Here is a 23,351-nt window from a genome sequence, read left to right on the forward strand (position 1 = left end):
CTTCGCCTCGGCCATGGTGTCCCAGGCCAGCGTATCGCGAGTGCTGTTCGCCATGGGCCGCGATGGCGCACTGCCGCGGGTGTTCGGCCGGCTGGTGTCGAAGAAACGCGTACCGGCTACTGCGATCATGCTGGTCAGCGTGCTCTCGCTGATCGCCTTGTTCATCACCCTGGACACCGTCGCCAACATGATCAGCTTTGGTGCGCTGTTCGCCTTTTCGATGGTCAACCTGGCCGTGGTCAAGCATTACCTGGTCGACCAGAAACTGCGTGGCACAGCCAACTACCTGAAGTATGGCGCCATACCGGCGCTCGGCTTCCTCAGTACCATCTGGCTGTGGACCAGCCTGTCGAGCATGTCGTTCATGATTGGCCTGAGCTGGATGGCGCTGGGCTTCATTTGCCTGATCGGGATTACCCGGGCGTTCCGTCTGAATCTGCCGGAACTGCAACTGGCGGAGTGACCGGGTATGCGCGGCGGGCTCGCCGTTCGTGAGCCCGCCGCGCACACCGTCCAGTCTCTGCACAGCCCATCCACCAGGTCTGTCCAGAAACTGAACACCCAACACCTGTAGTTCTCGTCAACAGTCCCTGTTTTCGGGGGTGTGACCGATTGGCACAGCTTCTGCTCTGTACATCGTCACGCTCCTACAAAAAACAGGAACACTTGCGATGACTACCTCTGCCTTACTGCAATCTCTGCTACCCGCCGAACTCTGGAACGAGCACCTGTTCACCGGCCAATGGCAAGCCGGACAAGCGCCAACGACACCGGTACTGGAACCGGCCACCGGCACTACCCTCGGCATCCTGGCCAACGCCGACGCCGATCAGGTCGCGCGTAGCACCAAAGCTGCTCACCAGGCCCAGACCAAATGGTTTCAGCTGTCCTATGACGAGCGCGCTGCCGTATTCCGCAAAGCTGCCCTGGTCGCCGAAAACCATGCCGATGAAATCGCCGACTGGCTGATGCGTGAAAGCGGCTCCACGCGAGAGAAAGCCGAATTTGAAACCCGCCTGAGCATCAAGGTGTTGCACGAAAGCGCCAGCCTGCCTTCGCGCAGCCAGGGTGAGGTGCTGCCCTCGGTGCCCGGCCGCTTGAGCCTGGCCCGCCGCCGCCCGCTCGGTGTGATCGGGGTGATTGCGCCATTCAACTTCCCGCTGTACCTGGCCATTCGTGCGGTCGCACCGGCGCTGGCCACCGGCAACGCTGTGGTGCTCAAGCCTGACCCGCGCACGGCGGTGTGCGGCGGCTTCGTTATCGCCCGAGTGTTTGAACTGGCCGGGCTGCCCGCCGGACTGCTGCACGTGCTGCCCGGCGGGGCCGATGCCGGTGCGGCGCTGACCAGCGATGCGCATGTGGCGATGATCCAGTTCACCGGCTCCACCGGTGCCGGGCGCAAGGTTGGCGAAGCGGCCGGCCGCCACTTGAAGAAAGTCTCGCTGGAACTGGGCGGCAAAAACTCGCTGATCGTTCTTGATGATGCCGATCTTGACCTCGCACTGGCCAACGCCACCTGGGGCGTTTATCTGCACCAGGGGCAGATCTGCATGTCCACCGGCCGCCTGCTGGTGCAGCGCGGTATCTACGAGCGCTTCCTTGAACGCTTGGTGGCCAAAGCCCGCAGCCTTACCGTCGGCGATCCGGCCAAGGACCAGGTGCACCTGGGGCCGCTGATCAATGCCCAGCAATGCGAGAACGCCCAGCGCATCGTGCAGGCCGCGCAACAGGCAGGCGCGAAACTGGAAGTCGGTGGCGAACCTCAGGGGCTGTTTTTCCCGGCCACCGTGCTCAGCGGCGTGACCCGCGACAACCCGGCGTTCAACGAGGAGATCTTCGGCCCGGTGGCGGTGGTGGTGCCGTTCGACACCGATGCCGATGCCGTGGCCCTGGCCAACGACACCGAATACGGCCTCTCCGCCGCCGTGCTGTCGCAAGACGTCGGCCGCGCGTTGAAGTTGGGTGAACAACTGCGTGTCGGACTGCTGCATATCAACGATCAGACCGTCAACGACGAGGTCGTCAACCCGTTTGGCGGTGTCGGCGCCTCGGGCAATGGCGCCAGCATCGGCGGCCCGGCGAACTGGGAAGAGTTCACCCAGTGGCAATGGCTGACGGTCAAGGGCGAAGCCCCTGCCTACCCTCTTTAACCGGCAAAGGACAATAACAATGAATACAACTGCCTACTATCCAGTCACCGCAGCCGTCACCCGTGGCAAAGGTGCCCCCTTCACCCTGGAAGCCGCGCGTATCCGAGCACCGCGCGCGGACGAAGTACTGGTACGCATCGTCGCTACAGGCATGTGCCACACCGACATGATCGTGCGCGATCAGTACTATCCGGTGCCGCTGCCTGCAGTGCTGGGCCATGAAGGCGCCGGTGTGGTCGAGGCCATCGGCCCACAGGTCAAAGGGCTGCAGGTCGGTGACCATGTGGTGCTCAGCTATGGCCACTGCGGCCATTGCCTGTCCTGTGGCGGCGGTCATACGGCGTACTGTCAGGAGTTCTTCGGGCGCAACTTCAGCGGTGCCGATCCCCAGGGCGAAAGTGCTCTGAGCGATGAAAGCGGACAGCGGCTGAACGACCACTTCTTCGCCCAGTCGTCCTTTGCCAGCCTGGCACTGGCGCGGGAGAACAATGCGGTCAAAGTCAGCCCGAAAGCACCGCTGGAACTATTGGGGCCTTTGGGCTGCGGCATCCAGACCGGCGCGGGCGCGGTGATCAACTCGCTGAAAGTCACTCCGGGCAGCAGCTTTGCCGCATTTGGTGGCGGTGCAGTCGGGCTCAGCGCCGTACTCGCCGCGCGTGTGGCGGGGGCGACGACCATCATTGCCGTCGATGTCGTGCCGTCACGCCTGGCCCTGGCCATGGAGCTGGGCGCCACCCATGTGGTCAACAGCAAGGACGTCGATCCGGTGGCGGCAATCCGCGAAATCACCGCTGGCGGGGTGAACTTCGCCCTGGAATCGACCGGACGGCCAGCCGTGTTGCGCCAGGCCGTCGATGCGCTCGCAAGCCGTGGCGCCCTGGGGGTGGTCGGCGCACCAGCGCTGGGCGTCACTGCCGAGTTCGACGTCAACGACCTGTTGCTCGGCGGCAAGAGCATTCGCGGCATCGTCGAAGGTGACAGCGTGCCGCAAAAGTTCATCCCTGAACTGGTCGAGCTCTACCTGCAAGGCCGTTTCCCGTTCGATCGCCTGGTGAAGTTCTACAGCTTCAAGGACATCAACCAGGCCGCTGAAGACAGCGAAAAAGGCCTCACCCTCAAACCGGTCATCCGCATCCACAACTAACTGACAGACCCGGGGCGCCGAGCGCCCCGCCTGCTAATAACAACAAAAAAAGGTACCGCTCTGTGTTCACACTTTCCCGACCCCGCCTGGGCCTGTTGGCGCTGGCGCTCGCCTCGACAAAATCATTGGCCGTTGACGTCAACTCCGGTGACTACATCGCCTTTCCCAGCGGCACCAACCTCGCCGCCTGGTACCAGCAATATGGCCGCGCCGAGCGTTACAACGCAGACGGCGGTCCCGATGCCAAGCAGGACACCGGGATCAGGTCCAACATCAGCATTTTGCGTCTGATCCACTACGTCGATATCGGCGGCACCACCTTCGCGCCGCAGATCCTCCTGCCGTTTGGCCACGTCTACGATGCGCGAATCGGCGGCCAGTCGCTGGGCAGTAACAGCGGCATGGCCGACCCGATCATTGGCGCAACCTTCTGGCTGATCAATCAACCGCACGCCGGTGTCAGCGGCCGCTACCTCGGTATCATCCCGCTGGTGTACCTGCCCTGGGGCCAATATGACCGCAATGAGGCGATCAACCTTGGCGAAAATCGCTACAAGCTCGACCTGCAACTGGGCTGGATCGAACCCTTGTGGGGCAAGCTGGCGATGGAGTGGTATGCCGATGCGGTCATCTATGGCGACAACCAGCAGGCTGGCCAGCAAACCCTCGAACAGGACAAGACCTACCAGCTGCAGGCCAATCTGCGTTACGACTTCAATCCCAGTCAGCGTCTGGCGCTGGGTTACAGTGCAAGTACCGGCGGCAAGCAGTATCTGGACGGCAACTACAACGGCACCAAGACCGAGGTTCAGCAAGTACGCCTGGAGTTCCAGCAAATGCTGACGCCGCGGGTGCAGTTCAGCACTCAGTTGACCCATGACGTTAAAACCGAGGGCGGCTTTCAGGAAGAGATAGGCGTCAACCTTCGCGCCGTGCTGCTGTTCTAGGGTTGACGCAAAAACAGACCGGCGTATAACCAAAGGCATCCGTCAGCCCTCCAGGGTCAGACGGCATGCCTCCACTCTTAACACAGGTGTCTCGATGGATGCCCGAATGCCCGCCTATCAGCAACGCCTGGCCATTGCCCGGCAACGCTTTGCTGAAGGCGAAAACCTGCCGGCAAACCTGTTGCCCGATGCCGTCGTAGACTCCTGGGTGCGCTCGCGGGCTGCCGGCGTGCAGCCTTCGGATGGCTGGCAGGCGCGACCCGATGATGACTTGCAGCCACTGGCCGAGCAGGACCTGCAACTGGCCAGTTGCGTGCAACCGGAAATCGACCGACTGTGGGAACACATCGGCGGCGCTTCCTGGGCCCTGTTTTGCGTCAACCCCGACGGCGTGCTGGTGCATGCCCGCCAGGCCTATGACCTGCTCAGTCCGCTGTCGCCATTGCAGGTCGGTCGACGGCTTCAGGAGCAGGACCTGGGCACCACGGCGCCCGCTTGCACCCTGGCCGAAGACAAACCCATCATCCTGACCGGCAATCAGCACTACCTCAATGATTTCGAGCGGTTCTTCTGTGTCAGCGTGCCGTTACGCGGACTGCGCGGTGAGGTGCTTGGCGCACTGGACATCACCGGCATCGGCGATCGCCAGGCTGGCGCTGTGCTTGAGCAACTCAACCATGCCGCCATGGCGGTTGAGAATCGCCTGTTCGCGGGCTTGAGCGACTGCCGGATACTCTCGCTGCAACACGACCCGCACCTGCTCGGCACCGCGCTACAGGGCTTGCTGGCAGTGGCCGCCGACGGCAGCATCCGCTGCGCCAACCGTGCTGCCCAGCGGCTGCTGGGGCTCAACGGCTACAACTACGACCACCTCAAGCTTGAACATCTGTTCGATGCCAACAACCTGCTGGACGCTCGACCGGTGGCGCAACAGCTGATCCTCACCGACGGTTCCAAACTGTACGGCCAGTTGATCGAACCCGCTGTCCGCAAACCTGCCCCGGCACCCGCGCGACTCACCCGTACCACCACCGCCCAGGGCAGCGATGCGCTGCTCAACCAGCAACTGGCTAACGCCCACAAGGCTTTCGCTGCTGGCGTACCGATTCTGTTGCTGGGAGAGACCGGCACCGGCAAAGAGGTCTTCGCCCGCACCTTGCACGAGCAATGGAACCCGCAAGCACCCTTCGTCGCGATCAACTGCTCGGCCATTCCGGAAAGCCTGATCGAGGCCGAGTTGTTCGGTTACGCCGAAGGTACCTTCACCGGCGCGCGCAAGGGCGGCTCCAGTGGCCAGCTTGCAGCGGCACATGGCGGCACCTTGCTGCTCGACGAGATCGGCGACATGCCCGCCGCCTTGCAGACCCGGCTGCTGCGGGTACTGCAGGAACGCGAGATCACCAGCCTCGGCAGTTCCGTACGCCGACCACTGGATGTGCGGGTGATCAGCGCCACGCATTGCGACCTGGCGCAACGCATGACCTCGCAACTGTTTCGCGAAGACCTCTACTACCGCTTGAATGGCTTGACCATCAACCTGCCGCCGTTACGCCTGCGCAGCGACCTCCCCCTGCTGATCGAACGCCTGCGCCTGCGTCACGGTGCGCCGCCGCTGCACCCCGACGTGGTTCAGCTGCTGCAACATCACAACTGGCCGGGCAACATCCGCCAGCTGGAGCAGACACTGCGCCTGGCCGCAGCATTGGCCAGTGGCGAGCCCATGACCTTGCCCTGCCATTTGCCGGCAGACCTGCAAAACAGCAGCTCAGCACCTGAGCCTGACGATCTGCAAGCCACTTTACGGCGGACGATCGAATCGGCTTTGCAGGCAAACGGTGGCAATGTCTCGGCGACCGCCAGCCAGTTGGGCATCTCACGGACCACGCTGTACAAGAAACTCAAGGACTGACTACTTCGGCGTGCGGCTTTCCAGCACGCTGAACAGCCCCATTCCTAGCAGCATCGCCAGCACAAACAGCAGGACCTGCCAGTATCCGCTGAAGATCATGGCCAGCGCCGGCCCCGGACAGATACCGGCGATGCCCCAACCGACACCAAAAACCAGACTGCCGACGATCAGCCGCCGATCCAGCTCTCGCGCCACCGGCATGCGCATCGGCAAGCCGAGCAGTGAGCGTGTCTGTCTGCGACTCCACTGCAGCGGCACCAGCGCGCTACCAATGGCGCCGATCATCACCAGCGCCATTGACGGATCCCAGCGCCCTGCCAGATCGAGAAAACCAAGAACCTTGGTCGGGTTGACCATATCCGACAACAGCAACCCCAAGCCGAAAACCAAACCGGCAATAAACGCCATCAACCCACGCATGCTCAGCCCTCCAACAGGTGGCGGACGATGAACACCACGGCAAAACCACTGGCCATGAAGCACAGGGTTGCCGTCAATGATCGCGGTGACAGCCGTGCCAGGCCACACACGCCGTGACCGCTGGTACAGCCTGAGGCATAGCGGGTGCCCACGCCGACCAGCAGCCCGGCCGTCAGCAGACCCACCCAGCCAGTCTGGAATTGCACCAGCGGCCGCCCGGCAAGCAACCACCAGATCACCGCTGAAGACAACAGCCCGGCGAGAAACCACAGGGTCTCGTCACGCCCCTCGCGCTGTTTTTGTAGCAGGCTGCCGAGCAGGCCGCTGATACCGGCGATACGCCCGTTCATCACCGCAAACAGGCTGGCGCCCAGGCCAATCAACATGCCACCGAACAGCGCGGTCCAGGGCGTGAAGTTGAGCCAATCGATGGTCACCTGTGCTTCTCCTTTCAAAACAACAATGTTCGGATAGCTTAGCGCGACCAGCCTCACCCTCCCAGCGCGGCTGGCTCAGCCCTGAGTCGTCTGCGCGCAACGCCATAGCCGCGCGATATCCCGCGCCCGGGCTTGCAGCAACGGTGCGGCCTGGGCACACGCCTGCTCCAGGCTCATCGGGCCATTGGTCAGGGCGAAGGCGGCATCGATACCGTGGGTATAGAGTTGCTCGTAACCTTCACCAAGGGTCCCGGCAATCACTAGCACCGGTACACCCTGGCGTCGGGCAATCCGGGCAACACCAAACGGGGTTTTACCGCGCAGGGTCTGGGCATCGAAGCGCCCTTCTCCGGTAATCACCAGGTCGGCGCCCTGCACTGCCTGCTCCAGCCCGGCCAACTCGGCGACAACGTCGATACCGGGCCGGAATGTGGCCTGCATGAAGGCCTTGGCGGCAAAGCCCATGCCGCCGGCGGCACCGCAACCGGGGAAGTCGCGAACGTCTTCACCCAGCAATTGTGCGCAATGATCGGCGAAATGTCCCAGTGCCTGATCCAGAGCCAGAACCTGCTCAGGGCTGGCACCTTTCTGTGGTCCGAAAATAGCCGAAGCACCGTTACTCCCGCACAGCGGATTATCGACATCCGCGGCGACTTCCAGCTGCACCTCGGCCAGACGCGGATCCAGCCCGCTGGCGTCCAGGCGTGCCAGCCGGGCCAAGGCCTGGCCGCCTTCGGCCAATACTTGTCCTTGAGCATCGAACAGGCGCAAACCCAGTGCCCGCAACATGCCGCTGCCAGCATCATTGGTGGCACTGCCGCCGATGGCCAGAATGATTCGCCGTGCGCCTGCATCAAGGGCGGCTGCGATCAACTGTCCGGTGCCGAATGTGCTGCTGCGACAGGCATCGCGTTGCGCCAGGCTGAGCAACTGCAAGCCACTGGCCTGGGCCATCTCGATGATCGCCGTGCGGCTCTCGGCCAGCCAGCCCCAGCCTGCCTGAACGGGTTCCCCCAGCGGGCCGCGTACTTGCTCGCGGCGCAGTTCACCGCTGCAGGCGGCGATGATCGCTTCCATCGTACCTTCGCCGCCATCGGCCATCGGGCACTTGAGCAACTGCGCCTGCGGCCAGACCTGAGCCAGGCCCAGGGCGATAGCATCGGCCACCCCTTCGGCGCTGAGGCTGTCCTTGAACGAGTCGGGGGCGATGACGATTTTCATGGGGATTCTCCTGGTCCAGATCGTTGCATGCTGACAGCTAGGCAACGCGCGGGCTTCTGTCGGATGCACAAAAGCGCTGCCCCCGGGTTGGTCAGTTTGCCCAATCAGGCGCCAACAGGCAGCAACTGCAACCCCAGGTACAAGCTCAGCATGCCATCCAGACGCAAGGGGTCGACCTCACTCAACTCGGCTATGCGCTCCAGGCGATAGCGCAAGCTGTTGCGGTGAATCCCCAAAGCGTCGGCGCAGGCCTGACTCTGGCCATCGTGAGCACACCAGGCGCGCAAGGTCGCCAGCAGTTGTCCGCTGTTGTCTTTGGCGCGAATGCGCTGCAAGGGTTCGAGCAGCTCGTCCAGGGCATCATCGTTGCGGTGACGCCACAGCAGCGCCGGCAGCCGGTAGCGGGAAAGTGTAAGGATTCGTTCGTTCGGCAGCACTTCGCGGCCATAGGCCTGCAAGTCGCGGACACGCCGGTAACCACGGCGCAATTGTTCAAGACTCTGCGCAGGCGAACCTGTAGCAAGGCGCTGCACCTGCCAGCCATGACGCTGGAGTTTCTCCAGCAAGCGTGGTTCGTCCAGGGTCACGCTGGCCGGGCGGCACCACAGCAGCGACTGACGCGCAGGGCTTACGCACCAGCTGTCCGGATAGCGGCTCATCAACCAGCTGGCCAAGGTTTCTGCAGCCGGACCGGTATCCAGCTCGAACAGGCAAGGCACCCGCGGCAACTGCGGCTTGAGCCCCAATTGCCGGGCTTCGTCGACCAAACGTGGTGAATCACCCGAGCCGCCCAGCAACAAGGCGAGCAAATCGTCGCAACGCTGGCGCCGCCATTGCTGCTCCACCTGCATATGGCGCTGGGCCAGGAGCATCTCGGCGGTCATGCGTACCAGTTGCGCATAGGTACGCAGTTGCTGCGGGTCGCCGGTCAGGCCCAACACCCCCATCAAGCGTCCGTCGAGCAACAGCGGCAGGTTGATCCCAGGCTGTACACCCTTCAGACATTTGGCTGCCTCGACATCCAGCTCGACGATCCGGCCGTTGGCCAGAACCAATTGCGCCCCCTCATGACGGGTATTGATGCGCTCCGGCTCACCGCTGCCGAGGATCAGCCCCTGACTGTCCATGACGTTGACGTTGCACGGCAAAATCGCCATTGCCCGATCGACAATATCTTGCGCCAGGTCATGGTCCAGTTCGAACATGGGAGGATCCTTGTTGTCGCAATGATTGGTCCGCGGCACAGCAGGCCGCTGAAAATGCTGTGCAAAAGCACAAAGACAGCCACGGCCCGCTCACCGAGACTCATCGCAGCAGCCGCCTCGACGCAGGCTGCGGCGATAAAAATAAACGAAGAGAGCAAATCATGTCATACAGCCCTGCCCCTGACCAAGGCCAAGACGACACCCGCAATGCGCTGTATCGGCGCATCACCCTGCGGCTGATCCCCTTCATCTTTATCTGCTACCTGTTCAACTACCTGGACCGGGTCAACGTTGGCTTCGCCAAGTTGCAGATGCTCGATGCACTGAAATTCAGCGAAACCATCTACGGCCTCGGCGCCGGTATCTTCTTCATTGGCTATGTGCTGTGCGGCCTGCCCAGCAACCTGGCGCTCAATCGCTTCGGTCCGCGACGCTGGATCGCGCTGATGATGATCGTCTGGGGCACCTTGTCGACGTGCCTGCTGTTCGTCACCACGCCGATGGAGTTCTACGTGCTGCGCCTGTTCACCGGCGCGGCTGAAGCGGGCTTCTTCCCCGGCATCGTGCTGTACCTCTCGCGCTGGTTCCCGGCCACGCGCCGCGGCCGGATCATGGCCTTGTTCATGTCGGCGATCCCGGTCTCCGGGCTGCTCGGCGGGCCATTCTCCGGCTGGATCCTCAACCACTTCGCCGCCGGTCAACATGGCCTGGCCGGCTGGCAGTGGATGTTCCTGATCCAGGGGCTGCCAACCGTATTGCTGGGCTTCATGGCGGTGTTCCTGCTCAGTGACGGCTACGCCACGGCCAAATGGCTGAGCCCGGCAGAGCGCGAAATGATCAAGCACGACCTGGCCGTGGATGCCGCCAGCAAGCCGGTCACCACCAGTGACAGCCTGCTCTCGGTGTTCACCAACCCGATGATCTGGACCTTCGGCTTCGTCTACTTCTGCATCCAGAGCGGCGTGTACGCGATCAACTTCTGGCTGCCGTCGATCATCAAGAGCCTGGGCTTCAGCGATGCCCTGCTGATTGGCTGGTTGAGCGCGATTCCTTACTTGTTGGCGGGTGTGTTCATGCTGCTGGTGGGCCGTTCGGCGGACCTGCGCAACGAGCGGCGCTGGCACCTGGTGGTGCCGATGCTGATGGGCGCGGTCGGCCTGCTGATCGCGGTCAATTTCGCGCACAGCCCGGCGATTGCCATTGTCGGCCTGAGTATCGCCACCATGGGCGCCCTCACCGGCCTGCCAATGTTCTGGCCGATGCCCACCGCGCTGCTCAGCGCCGGTACCGCAGTGGCGGGCCTGGCGATCATCAACTCGGTCGGGCAGATGGCCGGTTTCCTCAGCCCGTACCTGGTGGGTTTCATCAAGGACCAGACCGGTTCGACCGATGCCGCGCTGTATTCGCTGGCCGGCTTGATTGTGGTCGGCAGCCTGGTGGCCCTTCGGGTTTCGCGTTCGCGCGTTACCGGCTCGGTGGCTGAATCGGTGAACTGAGGTGACCTTATCGCGGGGCGACTCCAGGTGCCCCGCGATGCTTTCAAACCCCGCTAGAACTGTGTAAAACAGATCGGATCCAACCCGCCAAGGATTCTCGATCATGATCTACCGTCCACTGGGCCGCAGCGGCCTGCAAGTGTCTGCCCTGACCCTGGGCAGCATGATGTTCGGCGAGCCCACCAGCGCCGAAGATTCCCTGCATATCATCGACAAAGCCTGGGACCAGGGCATCAACTTCATCGACACCGCAGACGTGTACAGCGCCGGGCGCAGTGAAGAGATCGTCGGCGAAGCGATTGCCCGCAACCGCCATGAATGGGTGCTGGCGACCAAGGTCGGCTTTGGTCCGGCTGACGGCGTGCCCAACCGCAGCGGTTTGAGCCGCAAGCACATCTTCAATGCGATCGAGGCCAGCCTGACGCGCCTGGGCACCGATTACCTGGACATCTACTACCTGCACCGCGAAGACCACAACACCCCGCTGGAAGTGACCGTTGCCGCCATTGGCGATCTGATCCGCCAGGGCAAGATCCGTTACTGGGGCGTGTCCAACTTCCGCGGCTGGCGTATTGCCGAAATCTGCAACCTGGCCGAGCGTCTGGGCGTGCCGAAACCGGTGGTCAGCCAGCCGCTGTACAACATCGTCAATCGCCAGGCTGAACCCGAGCAGTTCCAGGCGGCGGCGCATCACGGCCTGGGCATTGTGCCGTTCAGCCCGTTGGCGCGCGGCGTGCTCAGCGGCAAATACGCACCCAATGCCGCGCCTGATGCAGGCAGCCGTGCCGGGCGTCAGGACAAGCGCATCCTGGAAACCGAGTGGCGCCCCGAATCCCTGGCCATCGCCCAGAAAATCCACGCCTATACCCAGGACAAGGGCGTCGGCATGGTCGAGTTCGCGATTGCCTGGGTGCTCAATAATCAGCTGATCAGCTCGGCCATTGTCGGGCCACGTACCGAAGCGCAGTGGGACACCTACAGCGGCGCACTGCAGGTCAAGATCACCGCTGAAGATGAAGCGTTCATTGACTCACTGGTGACCCCGGGACACGCCTCGACTCACGGCTACAACGATGTCGCGCACTTCGTCAGCGGTCGTCTACCACGCTGAGCATGCAAAAATGCAGATTCGGCCTGCAGTTTTGTCGATTGTATTGAGCAAATTTGCACTGATAGGATCCAGCGATCCTCTAGCGCCTACCCAGATCGTGATATTTCACGTGGAAAATCAATAACAAAGCAGGGAGACAGCGATGACCGCGCACGCTCAAACGCCGACCGGGGCGCCGATTCTGGCCCAGGTTCGCAATCATATCGGTCACTTGACCCTCAATCGCCCGGCCGGCCTCAATGCCCTGACCCTGGACATGGTTCGCAGCCTGCAGCAGCAGCTTGATGCCTGGGCCAGTGATCCATTGGTCCACGCCGTGGTCCTGCGCGGTGAAGGCCCGAAGGGCTTCTGTGCCGGTGGCGACATCCGTTCGCTGTACGACAGCTACAAGGCCGGTGACAGCCTGCACCGGGATTTCTTCGTCGAGGAATACGCTCTCGACCTGTGCATCCACCATTACCGCAAGCCGATCCTGGCGTTGATGGACGGCTTTACCCTCGGCGGTGGCATGGGCCTGGCCCAGGGCGCGGAACTGCGGGTAGTCACCGAGCGCAGCCGCCTGGCCATGCCGGAAGTCGGCATCGGTTACTTCCCGGATGTCGGCGGCAGCTACTTCCTCTCGCGGGTTCCCGGTGAGCTGGGCACCTACCTGGGCGTCAGCGGCATCCAGGTGCAGGCAGCCGACGCGCTGTACTGCGGCTTGGCCGACTGGTACCTGGACAGCAGCAAGCTGGCGCTTCTGGATGAACGTCTCGATACCCTGAGCTTTAGCGAACACCCGCTCAAAGACCTGCAAGGCGTGCTGAGCAAGCTCGGTACCCAGGTGCTCGACGATGCCCCTCTGGCCAGACTGCGTCCGACCATCGATCACTTCTTTGCCCTGCCCGACGTCAGCAGTATCGTGGAACAACTACGGGCAGTGACCGTGGCCGACAGCCACGAATGGGCGCTGAAAACCGCCGAGCTGCTGGAAACCCGTTCGCCCCTGGCCATGGCCGTGACCCTGGAGATGCTGCGCCGAGGCCGTCACCTGAGCCTGGAAGACTGCTTCAAGATGGAACTGCATCTGGACCAGCAATGGTTCGAGCATGGTGACCTGATCGAAGGCGTGCGCGCACTGATCATCGACAAGGACAAACAACCGCGCTGGAACCCTCCGACCCTCGCCGGCCTCAGCCGTCAGCGCGTGGATCAATTCTTCGAAGGCCTGTAAGGCCTGGAGTACGCAGATGCAAGACCTGGAACTGACAGAAGAACAGATCATGATCCGCGACATGGCCCGCGATTTCGCCCGTGGCGAGATTGCGCCCCACGCCCAGGCCTGGGAAAAAGCCGGCTGGATCGATGATGCAGTGGTCAAAAAGATGGGCGAGCTGGGCCTGCTCGGCATGGTCGTACCGGAACAATGGGGCGGCAGCTACACCGACTATGTCGCCTATGCCCTGGCGGTTGAAGAAATCGCCGCTGGCGATGGCGCTACCGGTGCGTTGATGAGCATCCACAACTCCGTCGGCTGCGGCCCGTTGCTCGCCTATGGCAGCGCCGAACAGCAACAGACCTGGCTGGAGCGCCTGGCGACTGGCCAGGTGATCGGTTGCTTCTGCCTGACCGAGCCGCAAGCCGGCTCCGAAGCGCACAACCTACGCACCCGTGCCGAATTGCAGGGCGATCACTGGGTCATCAACGGCGCCAAGCAGTTCGTCAGCAACGCACGTCGCGCGGGCCTTGCCATCGTCTTTGCGGTGACTGATCCGGAGCTTGGCAAGAAAGGTATCTCGGCGTTCCTGGTGCCGACCGACAACGAAGGTTTTGTCGTCGATCGCAGCGAACACAAAATGGGCATCCGCGCCTCCGACACCTGCGCGGTGACCTTGAACAACTGCCGCATCCCCGCTGCCAACCTGCTCGGCGAGCGTGGCAAGGGCCTTGCCATTGCCCTGTCCAACCTTGAAGGGGGACGTATCGGCATCGCCGCCCAGGCACTGGGAATTGCCCGCGCAGCCTTCGAAGCAGCGCTGGTTTATTCGCGTGAGCGGATCCAGTTTGGCAAAGCGATCAACGAGCACCAGAGCATCGCCAACCTGCTGGCCGACATGCAGGTGCAGATCAATGCCGCGCGCCTGCTGATCCTGCATGCCGCACGCCTGCGCAGTGCTGGCAAACCCTGTTTGAGCGAAGCGTCACAGGCCAAGCTGTTCGCTTCGGAGATGGCCGAAAGAGTCTGCTCCAAGGCGATCCAGGTGCATGGTGGCTATGGCTATCTGGAAGATTACCCGGTGGAGCGTTATTACCGCGATGCGCGGATCACTCAGATCTATGAGGGGTCGAGCGAAATTCAGCGCATGCTGATTGCGCGGGAGCTCAAGCACTACGCGCTGTAACCGTTGATCGCGGGGCAAGCCCGCTCCCACAGGGTGGTACTGTGGGAGCGGGCTTGCCCCGCGACAATAGTCGTACCCAATCGCACTAATGCAAATTAGCCATTGAAACCACAGCAAAGCCTGAAGTAAGCTCGGTCTCATCAACTGGAGAGTCCCATGTCGCCATCCACCCTCATTCACGCTCAACACGCAGGTCGCCCATCGCGTCCCGTGCTGGCTGTGGCCGAGTGTGCGACTGCCGCTCCTGCTGCGTTTTATTTTGGGTATTGGTTTAGCCACAGGCGCCGCTGATACCCACACCGGCGCCCACTTTCAAGGGGCCGCCGAACACGAGAATACTCAACCCCCGGTCGGCCCCCCGACCGGGGGTTTTGTTTTTTCAGCCCCCAGACAACCGAACAGATAACGAGGATTACCCCATGAACTACGCCACTTACCACCGTTACCCAAGCTTTACTGCCTGGCGATTTAGCCAATCCCGTTCGGGCCAGTTTGCCGCCTCCGATCGGTCCAGCACAGGTGGCAATACAACACAGAATCTCAATTCGGCTCTTTGTCGAACACCTCGATAGGGCCGACCGCGCGGGCCTGAACCCGCCGTCCGCCCAGGGAAATAATCGCCATGCAATCGTCTTCGCTCGCTCTGCCCCTGACCCAGCCTCAAGCCGCCAACTCTGCGGTCAGCCAACGTCTGCCCAGCCCGCACCTGCTCAAACAGCAGATGCCGCTTACCACCGCCCTTGCCCATCAGGTCGAAAACCATCGCCAGGCCGTGCGCGCCATTCTCGAAGGCCGTGATTCGCGCCTGCTGGTAATCGTCGGCCCATGCTCGATCCACGACCCGCGCTCGGCGCTGGAATACGCTGATCGCCTCAAAGCGCTCAATGAAGAGGTCAACGATCAGTTGCTGCTGGTGATGCGTGCCTACGTTGAAAAACCGCGTACCACGGTGGGCTGGAAAGGTCTGGCCTACGATCCGCACCTGGACGGCAGCGATGACATGCACGCCGGCATCGCCCTGTCCCGCGGACTGATGCTGGGCATGCTGGAACGCGGCCTGCCGATTGCCACCGAGCTTCTGCAGCCGATGGCTGCCGGTTACTTCGACGACCTGCTGAGCTGGGCTGCCATCGGTGCACGTACCACCGAGTCGCAGATTCACCGTGAGATGGTCAGCGGCCTGGAGCTGCCCGTGGGCTTCAAGAACGGCACCGACGGCGGCGTCGCCATCGCTTGCGACGCGATGCGTAGTGCGGCCCATTCGCACCGCCATTTCGGCATGGATACGCAGGGCTACCCGGCGATTATCGAAACCCTGGGCAACCCCGACACTCACCTGGTATTGCGTGGCGGCCATCAGGGCCCGAACTACGACCAGGCCAGCATCGCACAAGCTCGTCAGGGGTTGCTCAAAGCAGGACTGGCGCCACGGATCATGGTCGATTGCAGTCATGCCAACAGCGGCAAAGACCCGCTGCGTCAACCGGCGGTGTTCGAAGACGTGCTACGCCAGCGCCTGGCAGGTGATCGCTCGATCGTCGGCATGATGCTCGAAGGGCATTTGTTCGATGGTTGCCAGGCACTGGGTAAGGAGCCTCTGCGTTACGGTGTGTCCATCACCGATGGCTGCCTGGGCTGGGCGGCGACGCAGCGGCTGTTGCAGCAGGCCAGCGAAGCGCTGGCACGACAATAGAACTGCTGTCCCGATACAGAGCAAAGCCCCCCGTGATCAGCGCTGACTGTCAGTTCCTCAGTCAACGTTCTGATCCTGGGGTGAATAGGTAAACACCTGGCCGTTAGCAGCAGTTGCGTTCAGGTTCAGAATGGGTACATAGCGGCTGTCAGTATTCAGTAAGTCGCGTTGAAAGATCCTCGAGTCCCGAAGCCCATCTCCTTTGTACAAGCTGGTAATGGTATGGAAGAAAGCTTCGAGCGGAAGCTGCTTGCCGATGTCTTGCGGCCAGGTATTGATCATCCACTCATTCCAGGCATGCCCAGGGATTTGTTGGCGAATGGTGATGCTGGCCTCGAAACTCTCTGCGTCCGGCTGAATTGCGCAACGCTGGCCAGCGCGATAGGCCGTCAGCGCCTCCTGACCGGGACGGCATACACCTCGCTGAACGCACATATCACTTAAGCCAGTAGTGCCGCCGTCAAACGGATAAATGCAATTCAACTTCAGGGTGTAAGCTGCTGGCGTAGACATCGGAGCCATCACAAACCCTTGAGGCCAGACTACCTGGGGCGTGTTGTAGTCTTTGCGCAGCCAAGTGAACGAAACACTCCCACCCGTTTCTGAACTTCGGCTTGGATTCCACGCATGGAAGCTACCCACAGAAGTCCCTCGCGTCAGCAACCCACTGCAATAGTAAGACGGATTATCAGCTTCGCCCGGATTGCCCGGACAGCTCGGCGGGGTAGCGGTATACCGCGCATTGAGCTGGGCAGCTACGCTATAGCCGTAGTAAAGCTGTTCCATCTGGTTGAAGCCAAAGCTCAACTGGCCAGCCTGTTTCCTTTCAAGGCGCAGCACTGGCAACCACTCCCCGGTGACGTCGAAGAACGCCCGCTGCGCGTTGTGGGCCCGTAACAGCGCTTTGGGGTCGGCAACGTCGTAGTACACCGCCTCGAATGCCACACCCACGGGCGCTTGGTCGTTCCAGTTATCGATCGCCACCTCCCAGCCACCGTCGGCTTGCTTGGCGGTGTAGCCTTTATCTTGGGCGATGGCGCTGAAACGATCCTGGAACACGAAGCCGACCTTGCCCGGCGGATTCACTTGCGGGGCATCGTTACGCAGCAACAGGAAAGTCTGCTGCGCTCCGGCGCCAAGCTTCCAGAAGGTCGCCGGATTACCCGCTGCCACGGGCCGCACCAACACACCGCTGCAGGCAAACAAGGGATTCGCGCCCGGGCATTCATCCACCGTTCTGCCAAGACGAAAATTGAGCACTTGCGCAGTTTGCGCACCGGTCTGCCGCACCTGCGTGCGCAAGCTGGACATGTCCCTGGCCTGGACGCACGTGGCCAGGAGCAGCAGTAGCAGCAAGCACAAAGGAATCAAACGCCGGTACGTCATCATGACTGCTCACCTGAGGGGCATCCTGAAGGCTCATTCAAAAGCGGATCAGGTCCAGGCCACAACTGGCAGAATTGTCAGGTGACAAACCTCAATACAACGCTGTAAAGCCTAGTAAGCAGGAGCATTGCGCGGATAATTGCGCTAGGCTTGCGGTTCATTAATCAGGAGACTTTCCCATGGCTAAAGCCACTGCCCGCCACATCCTTGTCAGCAGCGAAGCCAAGTGCAACGAGCTCAAAGCACAGATCGAAGGCGGCGCCGATTTCGCTGAAGTCGCCAAGGCCAATTCCACCTGTCCGTCCAGCCGTCAGGGTGGCGACCTGGGTTCGTTCGGCCCGGGTCAGATGGTCAAGGAATTCGACACCGTTGTGTTCAGCGCCCCACTGAATGTGGTGCAAGGCCCGGTCAAGACCCAGTTCGGCTACCACCTGCTGGAAGTGACCAGCCGCCAGGACTGAGTCCTGCCAATGCGGCTTGCGGCCCTGATGCGCCGGGTAACTTCACCTGGCCTGATGCTGGCCTGCTTGTTGCTGACGTGCCCGGGCCTGCGTGCCGCACCCGGGCACGCGCTGACCGTCTATGGCGAACCGCCACGCTACCCTGCCAGTTTCCAGCACTTCGAATACACCAACCCCGATGCCCCCAAAGGCGGCAGCCTGCGCCGCTCGGCAATCGAGATCGGCCAGTTTGACCATGTGTTGCCATACATCGACAAGGGCATCGGCGTGGCCGAGGTCGATGGCTGGCTGTACGCGCCCCTGGCCGTACGCGCCCAGGATGAGCCCTACACGGTTTATGGGCTGGTCGCCCGTCAACTGGAGCGGGACCCCGAAGGACACTGGCTACGCTTCTACCTCGATCCCCGTGCCCGCTTTGCCGATGGCCAACCTATCCGCGCAGAAGATGTACGTTTCACCTTCGATCTGCTGATGCGTGAGGGCAACCTCAAGTACCGCACCCAGTTCGCCGATGTCGAACGGGTCGAGATCGAGGGCCCGCGCCAGATCCGCTTTCACTTCAAGAACAACCAGAACCGCACCTTGCCCCTGGATCTGGCCACCCTGCCCGTGTTGCCCGAGCACTGGTGGAAAGACCGCGACTTCGCCAACGGCGGCGGTTTCGAAGCGCCACTGGGCAGCGGCCCCTACCGTATCGGCAAGATCGACAATGGCCGCAGCGTCACCTTCGAGCGCAACGCCGACTGGTGGGGGCGTGATCTGCCGGTCAACCGCGGGCGCTATAACTTCGATCGTTTGAGCATCGAATACTTCGGCGACACTGAAGTGGCGCGTCAGGTACTACGCGGTGGTGGCTTCGACTACAACCGCGAGTTCTCCGCCACCGGCTATTCGATCGGCTACAACAGCCCGGCCCTGGACGATGGCCGGTTGCAGCGGGCACACCTGGCCAAAGATGCACCGCAGACAGCCCAGGGTTTCGTTTTCAACCTGCAGCGCCCGGTGTTCAGGGACCGCCGGGTGCGCCAGGCACTGGCCCTGCTGTGGGACTTCGAATGGAGCAACCGGCAGATGATGCGCAACATGTACATCCGCCAGCAGAGCTTTTTCGCCAACAGCGCACTGGCCGCCCGCGCCTTGCCGGATGCGCAGGAACTCAAGCTGCTCGAACCGCTGCGCGGGCAGGTACCTGACGAAGTATTCAGCCAGGTATTCGAGGCACCGCGTACAGAGGGCTCGGGGCTCATTCGCGACAAACAGCTGCAAGCCCTGGCGCTACTGCAAGCGGCCGGCTGGAAACCCAAAGACGATCAACTGGTCAACGCTCAGGGCGAGCCGTTACGGTTTACCTTCCTCAACGGCCAGGCCGGTTTCGAGCGCCTGCTGCTGCCGTGGAAGCGCAACCTGGCGCAAATAGGCATCATCCTGGAGATCCGCCGCATCGACGCCTCGCAGTACGTCAACCGGCTGATGGCCCGCGACTACGACCTGATCGTCACCGGCTACCCGGTGTCGCCGTCGCCGGGGCTTGAGCTGTACAACTTCTTTGGCTCGGCCGCGGCCAACGACCCGGGCTCGAACAACTACATGGTCTTGCAGGATCCGGCGGTAGACCGCTTGCTCGACGGCCTGGTCAAAGCTGAAACCAAAGCCGACATGCTCCGCCACGCGCATGCCCTGGACCGGGTCCTGAGCTGGAACTATTACTGGATTCCCAACTATTACCCGCCGGGATCGTCGACCGTGTGGTGGAACCGCTTCGGCCTGCCCAAGGTACAGCCGAGCAACGACGAAGGCCTGGACAGCTGGTGGGAAGTCAGCCCGACCGCGCTGACCAACGCACAGATGGCAGAGCGCCTCAAGGAGCAACCATGACCGCGTACATCCTGCGCCGGCTGTTGCTGATCGTGCCGACCTTGCTGATCATCCTGCTGGTCAACTTCGTCATCGTCCAGGCCGCGCCAGGCGGGCCGGTGGAACAGGCGATCGCCCGTTTGCAAGGCATCGGCGGCGGTGCACCGGGGGCCAGCGTCGAGACCCTGCATGCCAGCTCGCGGGCCAGCCGCGGCCTGGACCCCAAGCTGATCGAAGACATCAAGCGCCAATACGGCTTCGACAAGTCAGCCCCCGAGCGGCTGTGGCTGATGCTGAGCCAGTATGCCCGCCTGGATTTCGGCAACAGCTTCTTTCGGGGTGCCAAGGTTACCGATCTGATCCTGGAAAAGATGCCGGTAACGCTGTCGCTGGGCTTTTGGGCAACCTTGATCACCTACCTGGTGTCGATTCCCCTGGGCATTCGCAAGGCGATACGTCACGGCTCGGCGTTCGATGCCTGGAGCAGCAGCCTGATCGTGATCGGCTACGCCCTGCCCTCGTTCCTGTTTGCCTTGCTGCTGATCGTGCTGTTTGCCGGTGGCACTTCGTTGAACTGGTTTCCCGTACGTGGCCTGGTCTCAGAGGACTTCGACCAACTGAGCCTGCTGGGCAAGCTGGCCGATTACTTCTGGCACCTGGTGCTGCCGGTCGGAGCGCTGGTGATCGGCGGTTTTGCGACCCTGACCTTGCTGACCAAAAACGCCTTTCTCAACGAAATCACCCGCCAATACGTCATCACCGCCCGGGCCAAGGGCCTGAGCGAACGTCGGGTGCTGTACGGTCATGTGTTTCGCAACGCGATTCTGCTGGTGGTGGCAGGCATCCCTCAGGCGTTGATCAGTGTGTTCTTCGCCGGGTCCCTGCTGATCGAGGTGATCTTCTCCCTCGATGGCCTGGGCCGCATGAGCTATGAGGCGGCCGTGTCGCGGGACTATCCGGTGGTATTTGGCTCACTGTTCATTTTCACCCTGTTCGGCCTGCTGATCCGCCTGGTTGGCGACCTGTGCTACACCCTGGTCGATCCGCGCATCGACTTTGCCACGAGGGCTCACTGATGTTCAGCCTGTCGCCGGTTTCACGCAGACGCCTGCAGCGTTTTCGCCGCAACCGCCGTGGCTGGATCTCGCTGTGGCTGTTTGCCGTGCTGCTGGTGCTGAGCCTGGGTGCCGAGCTGGTGGCCAACGACAAACCACTGCTCATGGGTTATCAGGGGCAATTGTATTTCCCGGCGTTCAAGCGCTACACCGAGCAGACCTTTGGCGGTCAGCTGCCGTTCCAGCCGGACTACCGCAGCCAGTATGTGCAACAGCTGATCAAGGACCAGGACGGCTGGATGCTGTTCGCGCCGGTGCCATTCAGCGCCGACACACCCAACTATGACCTGCAGCAACCTACCCCCAGTCCACCGTCGGCAGTGAACTGGCTGGGTACCGATGACCAGGCCCGCGACGTGCTCGCACGGGTGCTGTACGGCACGCGGGTGTCGATCCTGTTTGCCCTGGCCCTGACCTTGATCAGCACCGTCATCGGCATCGCCGCCGGCGCCTTGCAGGGCTACCACGGTGGCTGGGTCGATCTGATCGGGCAACGCTTGCTGGAAGTCTGGTCCGGCCTGCCGGTGCTCTACCTGCTGATCATCCTCAGCGGTTTTGTCGAGCCGAACTTCTGGTGGTTGCTGGGGATCATGGCGCTGTTTTCCTGGCTGGCACTGGTGGATGTGGTACGCGCCGAGTTCCTGCGCGGGCGCAACCTCGAGTACGTGCAAGCCGCACGGGCCCTGGGCCTGCAGGACAGTGGCGTGATCCTGCGGCACATTCTGCCCAACGCCATGAATGCCACTTTCACCTACCTGCCGTTTATTCTCACCGGCGCCATCACCACCTTGACCGCGCTGGATTTTCTCGGCTTCGGCATGCCGGCCGGCAGCGCTTCGCTGGGCGAACTGGTCAACCAGGGCAAGCAGAACCTGCAGGCGCCCTGGCTGGGCTTTACCGCGTTTTTTGCCCTGGCCTTGATCCTCTCGCTGCTGGTGTTCATCGGCGATGCCTTGCGCGAAGCCTTCGATCCACGGGCATAATCGCAGCCTTTGATTTTCAGGGAGCGGCCCATGCCTGCCAATGACAGCCTCAAGGATTATCAGCAGGTACGCCAACTGGCGATCCGTTCGCTGTTCGAAATCATCGAGCAGTCCAGCGAAGGCACCCTGATCGTCGACCGCGATGCGCGCATTGTCTGGATGAACCAGCGCTATGCCCGGCGCTTTGGCCTTGAAGATGCCACCAGTGTCATTGGTCAGCCCTGTGAAAGCGTGATTCCCGGCAGCCAGATGCGCGAGGTAGTCAGCAACGGCCGGCCGATTCTGCTGGATATGCTCGACACGCCCAAAGAACCGCTGGTGGTTATGCGCCTGCCGGTGCATGACGCTGACGGCGCGTTGATCGGCGCCATCGGCTTTGCCCTGTTCGACGAACTGCGCAGCCTGTCGCCGCTGCTCAAGCGTTACGCCAGCATGCAGCAAGAGCTGGCCTCGACCCGCTCACTGCTGCGTGCCCGTCAGGCCAAGTACAGCTTTGCCCAGTTCATCGGCACCAGCGCTGCCAGCCTTGAAGTCAAGCGCCGGGCCCGGCGTGGTGCCAGCAGTGACTCGGCGGTGTTGCTGCTAGGTGAAACCGGTACCGGCAAAGAGCTGCTGGCCCATGCAATTCATGCTGCCTCGTCACGGGCGCACAAGGCGTTTGTCAGCATCAACAGCGCAGCCATTCCAGAAACCTTGCTTGAAGCCGAGTTTTTTGGCACCGCACCGGGTGCCTACACCGGCGCCGATCGCAAAGGCCGCACAGGCAAGCTGCAACTGGCTGAGGGTGGCACCCTGTTTCTCGACGAAATCGGCGACATGCCGCTGCCACTGCAGAGCAAATTGCTGCGCGTGCTGCAGGAAAAGGAATACGAGCCGGTGGGCTCCAACCAGATGCTGCGCAGCGACGTGCGGATCATTGCCGCGACCTCCACTGACCTGACCGCAGCCATGGCCCGCGGCGAGTTTCGCGCCGACCTGTACTACCGGCTCAACGTACTGCCGATTCAGGTACCGCCACTGCGTGAACGCCTGGATGACCTGCCGGCGCTGAGCGAGGCGATTCTCGAAGAGCTGGGCAGCCAGCACGAGCTGGATGACGAAGCCCAGGCGTTGCTGGCCCGACATGCCTGGCCGGGTAATATTCGTGAGCTGCGCAATGTGCTCGAACGCGCCACCTTGCTTGCCGATCAGTCGCGTTTGGGTGCTCGCGACTTGCAGGCAGCGCTGGGCAATCTGGCGCCACTGGACGTGGTAGCGGCACCAATGAGCTATAAACAGGCCTGTGCCGAATTCGAGCGGAAGTTATTGGCCGATACCCTCGCTCGTTGTGCCGGGAATGTGCCAGAAGCTGCGCGACAGCTGGGGTTGGGGCGCTCTACCCTGTACAAGAAATTGGTCGCGCTGGGGCTCTCGTCTCAATAACGAGACTCGCGTTTCT

General features: G+C 62.2%; 19 protein-coding genes and 1 pseudogene. 15 read left to right on the plus strand and 5 right to left on the minus strand.

Features of this window, described 5'->3' with window-relative positions:
* The 5 genes and pseudogenes from ACVI9W_RS00005 to ACVI9W_RS00025 all read left to right on the plus strand — a co-directional run.
* Positions 1-463, plus strand: a pseudogene (locus ACVI9W_RS00005) (Putrescine importer PuuP); the annotation flags it as partial.
* 208 nt (positions 464-671) lie between these two features.
* Entirely contained in the window at positions 672-2,150 is a 1,479-nt protein-coding gene (locus tag ACVI9W_RS00010) for a benzaldehyde dehydrogenase (RefSeq protein WP_461528735.1), read from the plus strand.
* A gap of 19 nt (positions 2,151-2,169) precedes the next feature.
* On the plus strand, positions 2,170-3,294 hold the full coding sequence (locus ACVI9W_RS00015; protein ID WP_461528736.1) for an NAD(P)-dependent alcohol dehydrogenase: 1,125 nt from the start codon (positions 2,170-2,172) through the stop codon (positions 3,292-3,294).
* Between the two features lie 62 nt (positions 3,295-3,356).
* The gene (locus ACVI9W_RS00020; protein WP_461528737.1) at positions 3,357-4,241 is read left to right on the plus strand and encodes a transporter; all 885 of its coding nucleotides are present in this window, start codon (positions 3,357-3,359) and stop codon (positions 4,239-4,241) included.
* Between the two features lie 106 nt (positions 4,242-4,347).
* On the plus strand, positions 4,348-6,150 hold the full coding sequence (locus ACVI9W_RS00025; protein WP_461528738.1) for a sigma-54-dependent Fis family transcriptional regulator: 1,803 nt from the start codon (positions 4,348-4,350) through the stop codon (positions 6,148-6,150).
* Here ACVI9W_RS00025 and ACVI9W_RS00030 read toward each other — a convergent pair whose 3' ends face one another.
* From ACVI9W_RS00030 to ACVI9W_RS00045, 4 genes are all read right to left on the minus strand, one after another.
* Positions 6,151-6,570 carry a DUF6691 family protein gene (locus ACVI9W_RS00030; protein WP_461528739.1) on the minus strand — a complete coding sequence of 140 codons (420 nt, stop codon included), beginning with the start codon at positions 6,568-6,570 and terminating at the stop codon, positions 6,151-6,153. It abuts the gene before it with no gap.
* 2 nt (positions 6,571-6,572) lie between these two features.
* The gene (locus ACVI9W_RS00035) at positions 6,573-7,007 is read right to left on the minus strand and encodes a YeeE/YedE family protein (RefSeq protein ID WP_461528740.1); all 435 of its coding nucleotides are present in this window, start codon (positions 7,005-7,007) and stop codon (positions 6,573-6,575) included.
* A gap of 75 nt (positions 7,008-7,082) precedes the next feature.
* Positions 7,083-8,228: a glycerate kinase gene (locus tag ACVI9W_RS00040; RefSeq protein WP_461528741.1), complete on the minus strand. Its 1,146-nt coding sequence runs from the start codon at positions 8,226-8,228 to the stop codon at positions 7,083-7,085.
* A 104-nt stretch (positions 8,229-8,332) separates the two neighbouring features.
* Positions 8,333-9,433 (minus strand): sugar diacid recognition domain-containing protein, encoded by a 1,101-nt coding sequence (locus tag ACVI9W_RS00045; RefSeq protein ID WP_461528742.1) that lies wholly within the window; start codon positions 9,431-9,433, stop codon positions 8,333-8,335.
* A 161-nt stretch (positions 9,434-9,594) separates the two neighbouring features.
* On the opposite strand from ACVI9W_RS00045, the gene ACVI9W_RS00050 reads away from it, so the two are divergent.
* From ACVI9W_RS00050 to ACVI9W_RS00070, 5 genes are all read left to right on the plus strand, one after another.
* Positions 9,595-10,929 carry an MFS transporter gene (locus tag ACVI9W_RS00050; protein ID WP_461528743.1) on the plus strand — a complete coding sequence of 445 codons (1,335 nt, stop codon included), beginning with the start codon at positions 9,595-9,597 and terminating at the stop codon, positions 10,927-10,929.
* A 103-nt stretch (positions 10,930-11,032) separates the two neighbouring features.
* A complete protein-coding gene (locus ACVI9W_RS00055) occupies positions 11,033-12,040 on the plus strand; it encodes an aldo/keto reductase (RefSeq protein ID WP_461528744.1) in 1,008 nt (335 codons plus the stop codon).
* A 142-nt stretch (positions 12,041-12,182) separates the two neighbouring features.
* Positions 12,183-13,253 (plus strand): enoyl-CoA hydratase/isomerase family protein, encoded by a 1,071-nt coding sequence (locus ACVI9W_RS00060; RefSeq protein ID WP_461528745.1) that lies wholly within the window; start codon positions 12,183-12,185, stop codon positions 13,251-13,253.
* A 16-nt stretch (positions 13,254-13,269) separates the two neighbouring features.
* Positions 13,270-14,421, plus strand: a complete 1,152-nt coding sequence (locus ACVI9W_RS00065) for an acyl-CoA dehydrogenase family protein (RefSeq protein WP_038611171.1) — start codon at positions 13,270-13,272, stop codon at positions 14,419-14,421.
* A gap of 622 nt (positions 14,422-15,043) precedes the next feature.
* Positions 15,044-16,114, plus strand: coding sequence for a 3-deoxy-7-phosphoheptulonate synthase (locus tag ACVI9W_RS00070; RefSeq protein ID WP_461528746.1), 1,071 nt, complete (start codon positions 15,044-15,046; stop codon positions 16,112-16,114).
* Positions 16,115-16,171: 57 nt separating this feature from the next.
* Here the strand turns inward: ACVI9W_RS00070 and ACVI9W_RS00075 are convergent, their stop codons facing one another.
* Positions 16,172-17,425, minus strand: a complete 1,254-nt coding sequence (locus ACVI9W_RS00075) for a hypothetical protein (RefSeq protein ID WP_461528747.1) — start codon at positions 17,423-17,425, stop codon at positions 16,172-16,174.
* A 254-nt stretch (positions 17,426-17,679) separates the two neighbouring features.
* Here ACVI9W_RS00075 and ACVI9W_RS00080 point away from each other — a divergent pair, with 254 nt between their 5' ends.
* From ACVI9W_RS00080 to ACVI9W_RS00100, 5 genes are read left to right on the plus strand one after another with little or no spacing between them, the layout of a single operon-like run.
* Positions 17,680-17,961, plus strand: a complete 282-nt coding sequence (locus tag ACVI9W_RS00080; RefSeq protein WP_038611180.1) for a peptidylprolyl isomerase — start codon at positions 17,680-17,682, stop codon at positions 17,959-17,961.
* 27 nt (positions 17,962-17,988) lie between these two features.
* Positions 17,989-19,836 (plus strand): extracellular solute-binding protein, encoded by a 1,848-nt coding sequence (locus ACVI9W_RS00085; RefSeq protein ID WP_461531767.1) that lies wholly within the window; start codon positions 17,989-17,991, stop codon positions 19,834-19,836.
* The gene (locus tag ACVI9W_RS00090) at positions 19,833-20,891 is read left to right on the plus strand and encodes a microcin C ABC transporter permease YejB (RefSeq protein ID WP_038611183.1); all 1,059 of its coding nucleotides are present in this window, start codon (positions 19,833-19,835) and stop codon (positions 20,889-20,891) included. Before ACVI9W_RS00085 ends, ACVI9W_RS00090 begins: the two co-directional genes overlap by 4 nt.
* Complete coding sequence (locus tag ACVI9W_RS00095) at positions 20,891-21,913, plus strand: ABC transporter permease (protein WP_461528748.1); 1,023 nt, start codon at positions 20,891-20,893, stop codon at positions 21,911-21,913. The genes ACVI9W_RS00090 and ACVI9W_RS00095 overlap by 1 nt, the downstream gene beginning before the upstream one ends.
* Before the next feature lie 30 nt (positions 21,914-21,943).
* On the plus strand, positions 21,944-23,335 hold the full coding sequence (locus ACVI9W_RS00100) for a sigma-54 interaction domain-containing protein (protein ID WP_461528749.1): 1,392 nt from the start codon (positions 21,944-21,946) through the stop codon (positions 23,333-23,335).
* Positions 23,336-23,351: the final 16 nt, after the last annotated feature.

It is taken from the genome of Pseudomonas sp. 210_17 TE3656, from assembly GCF_054821965.1.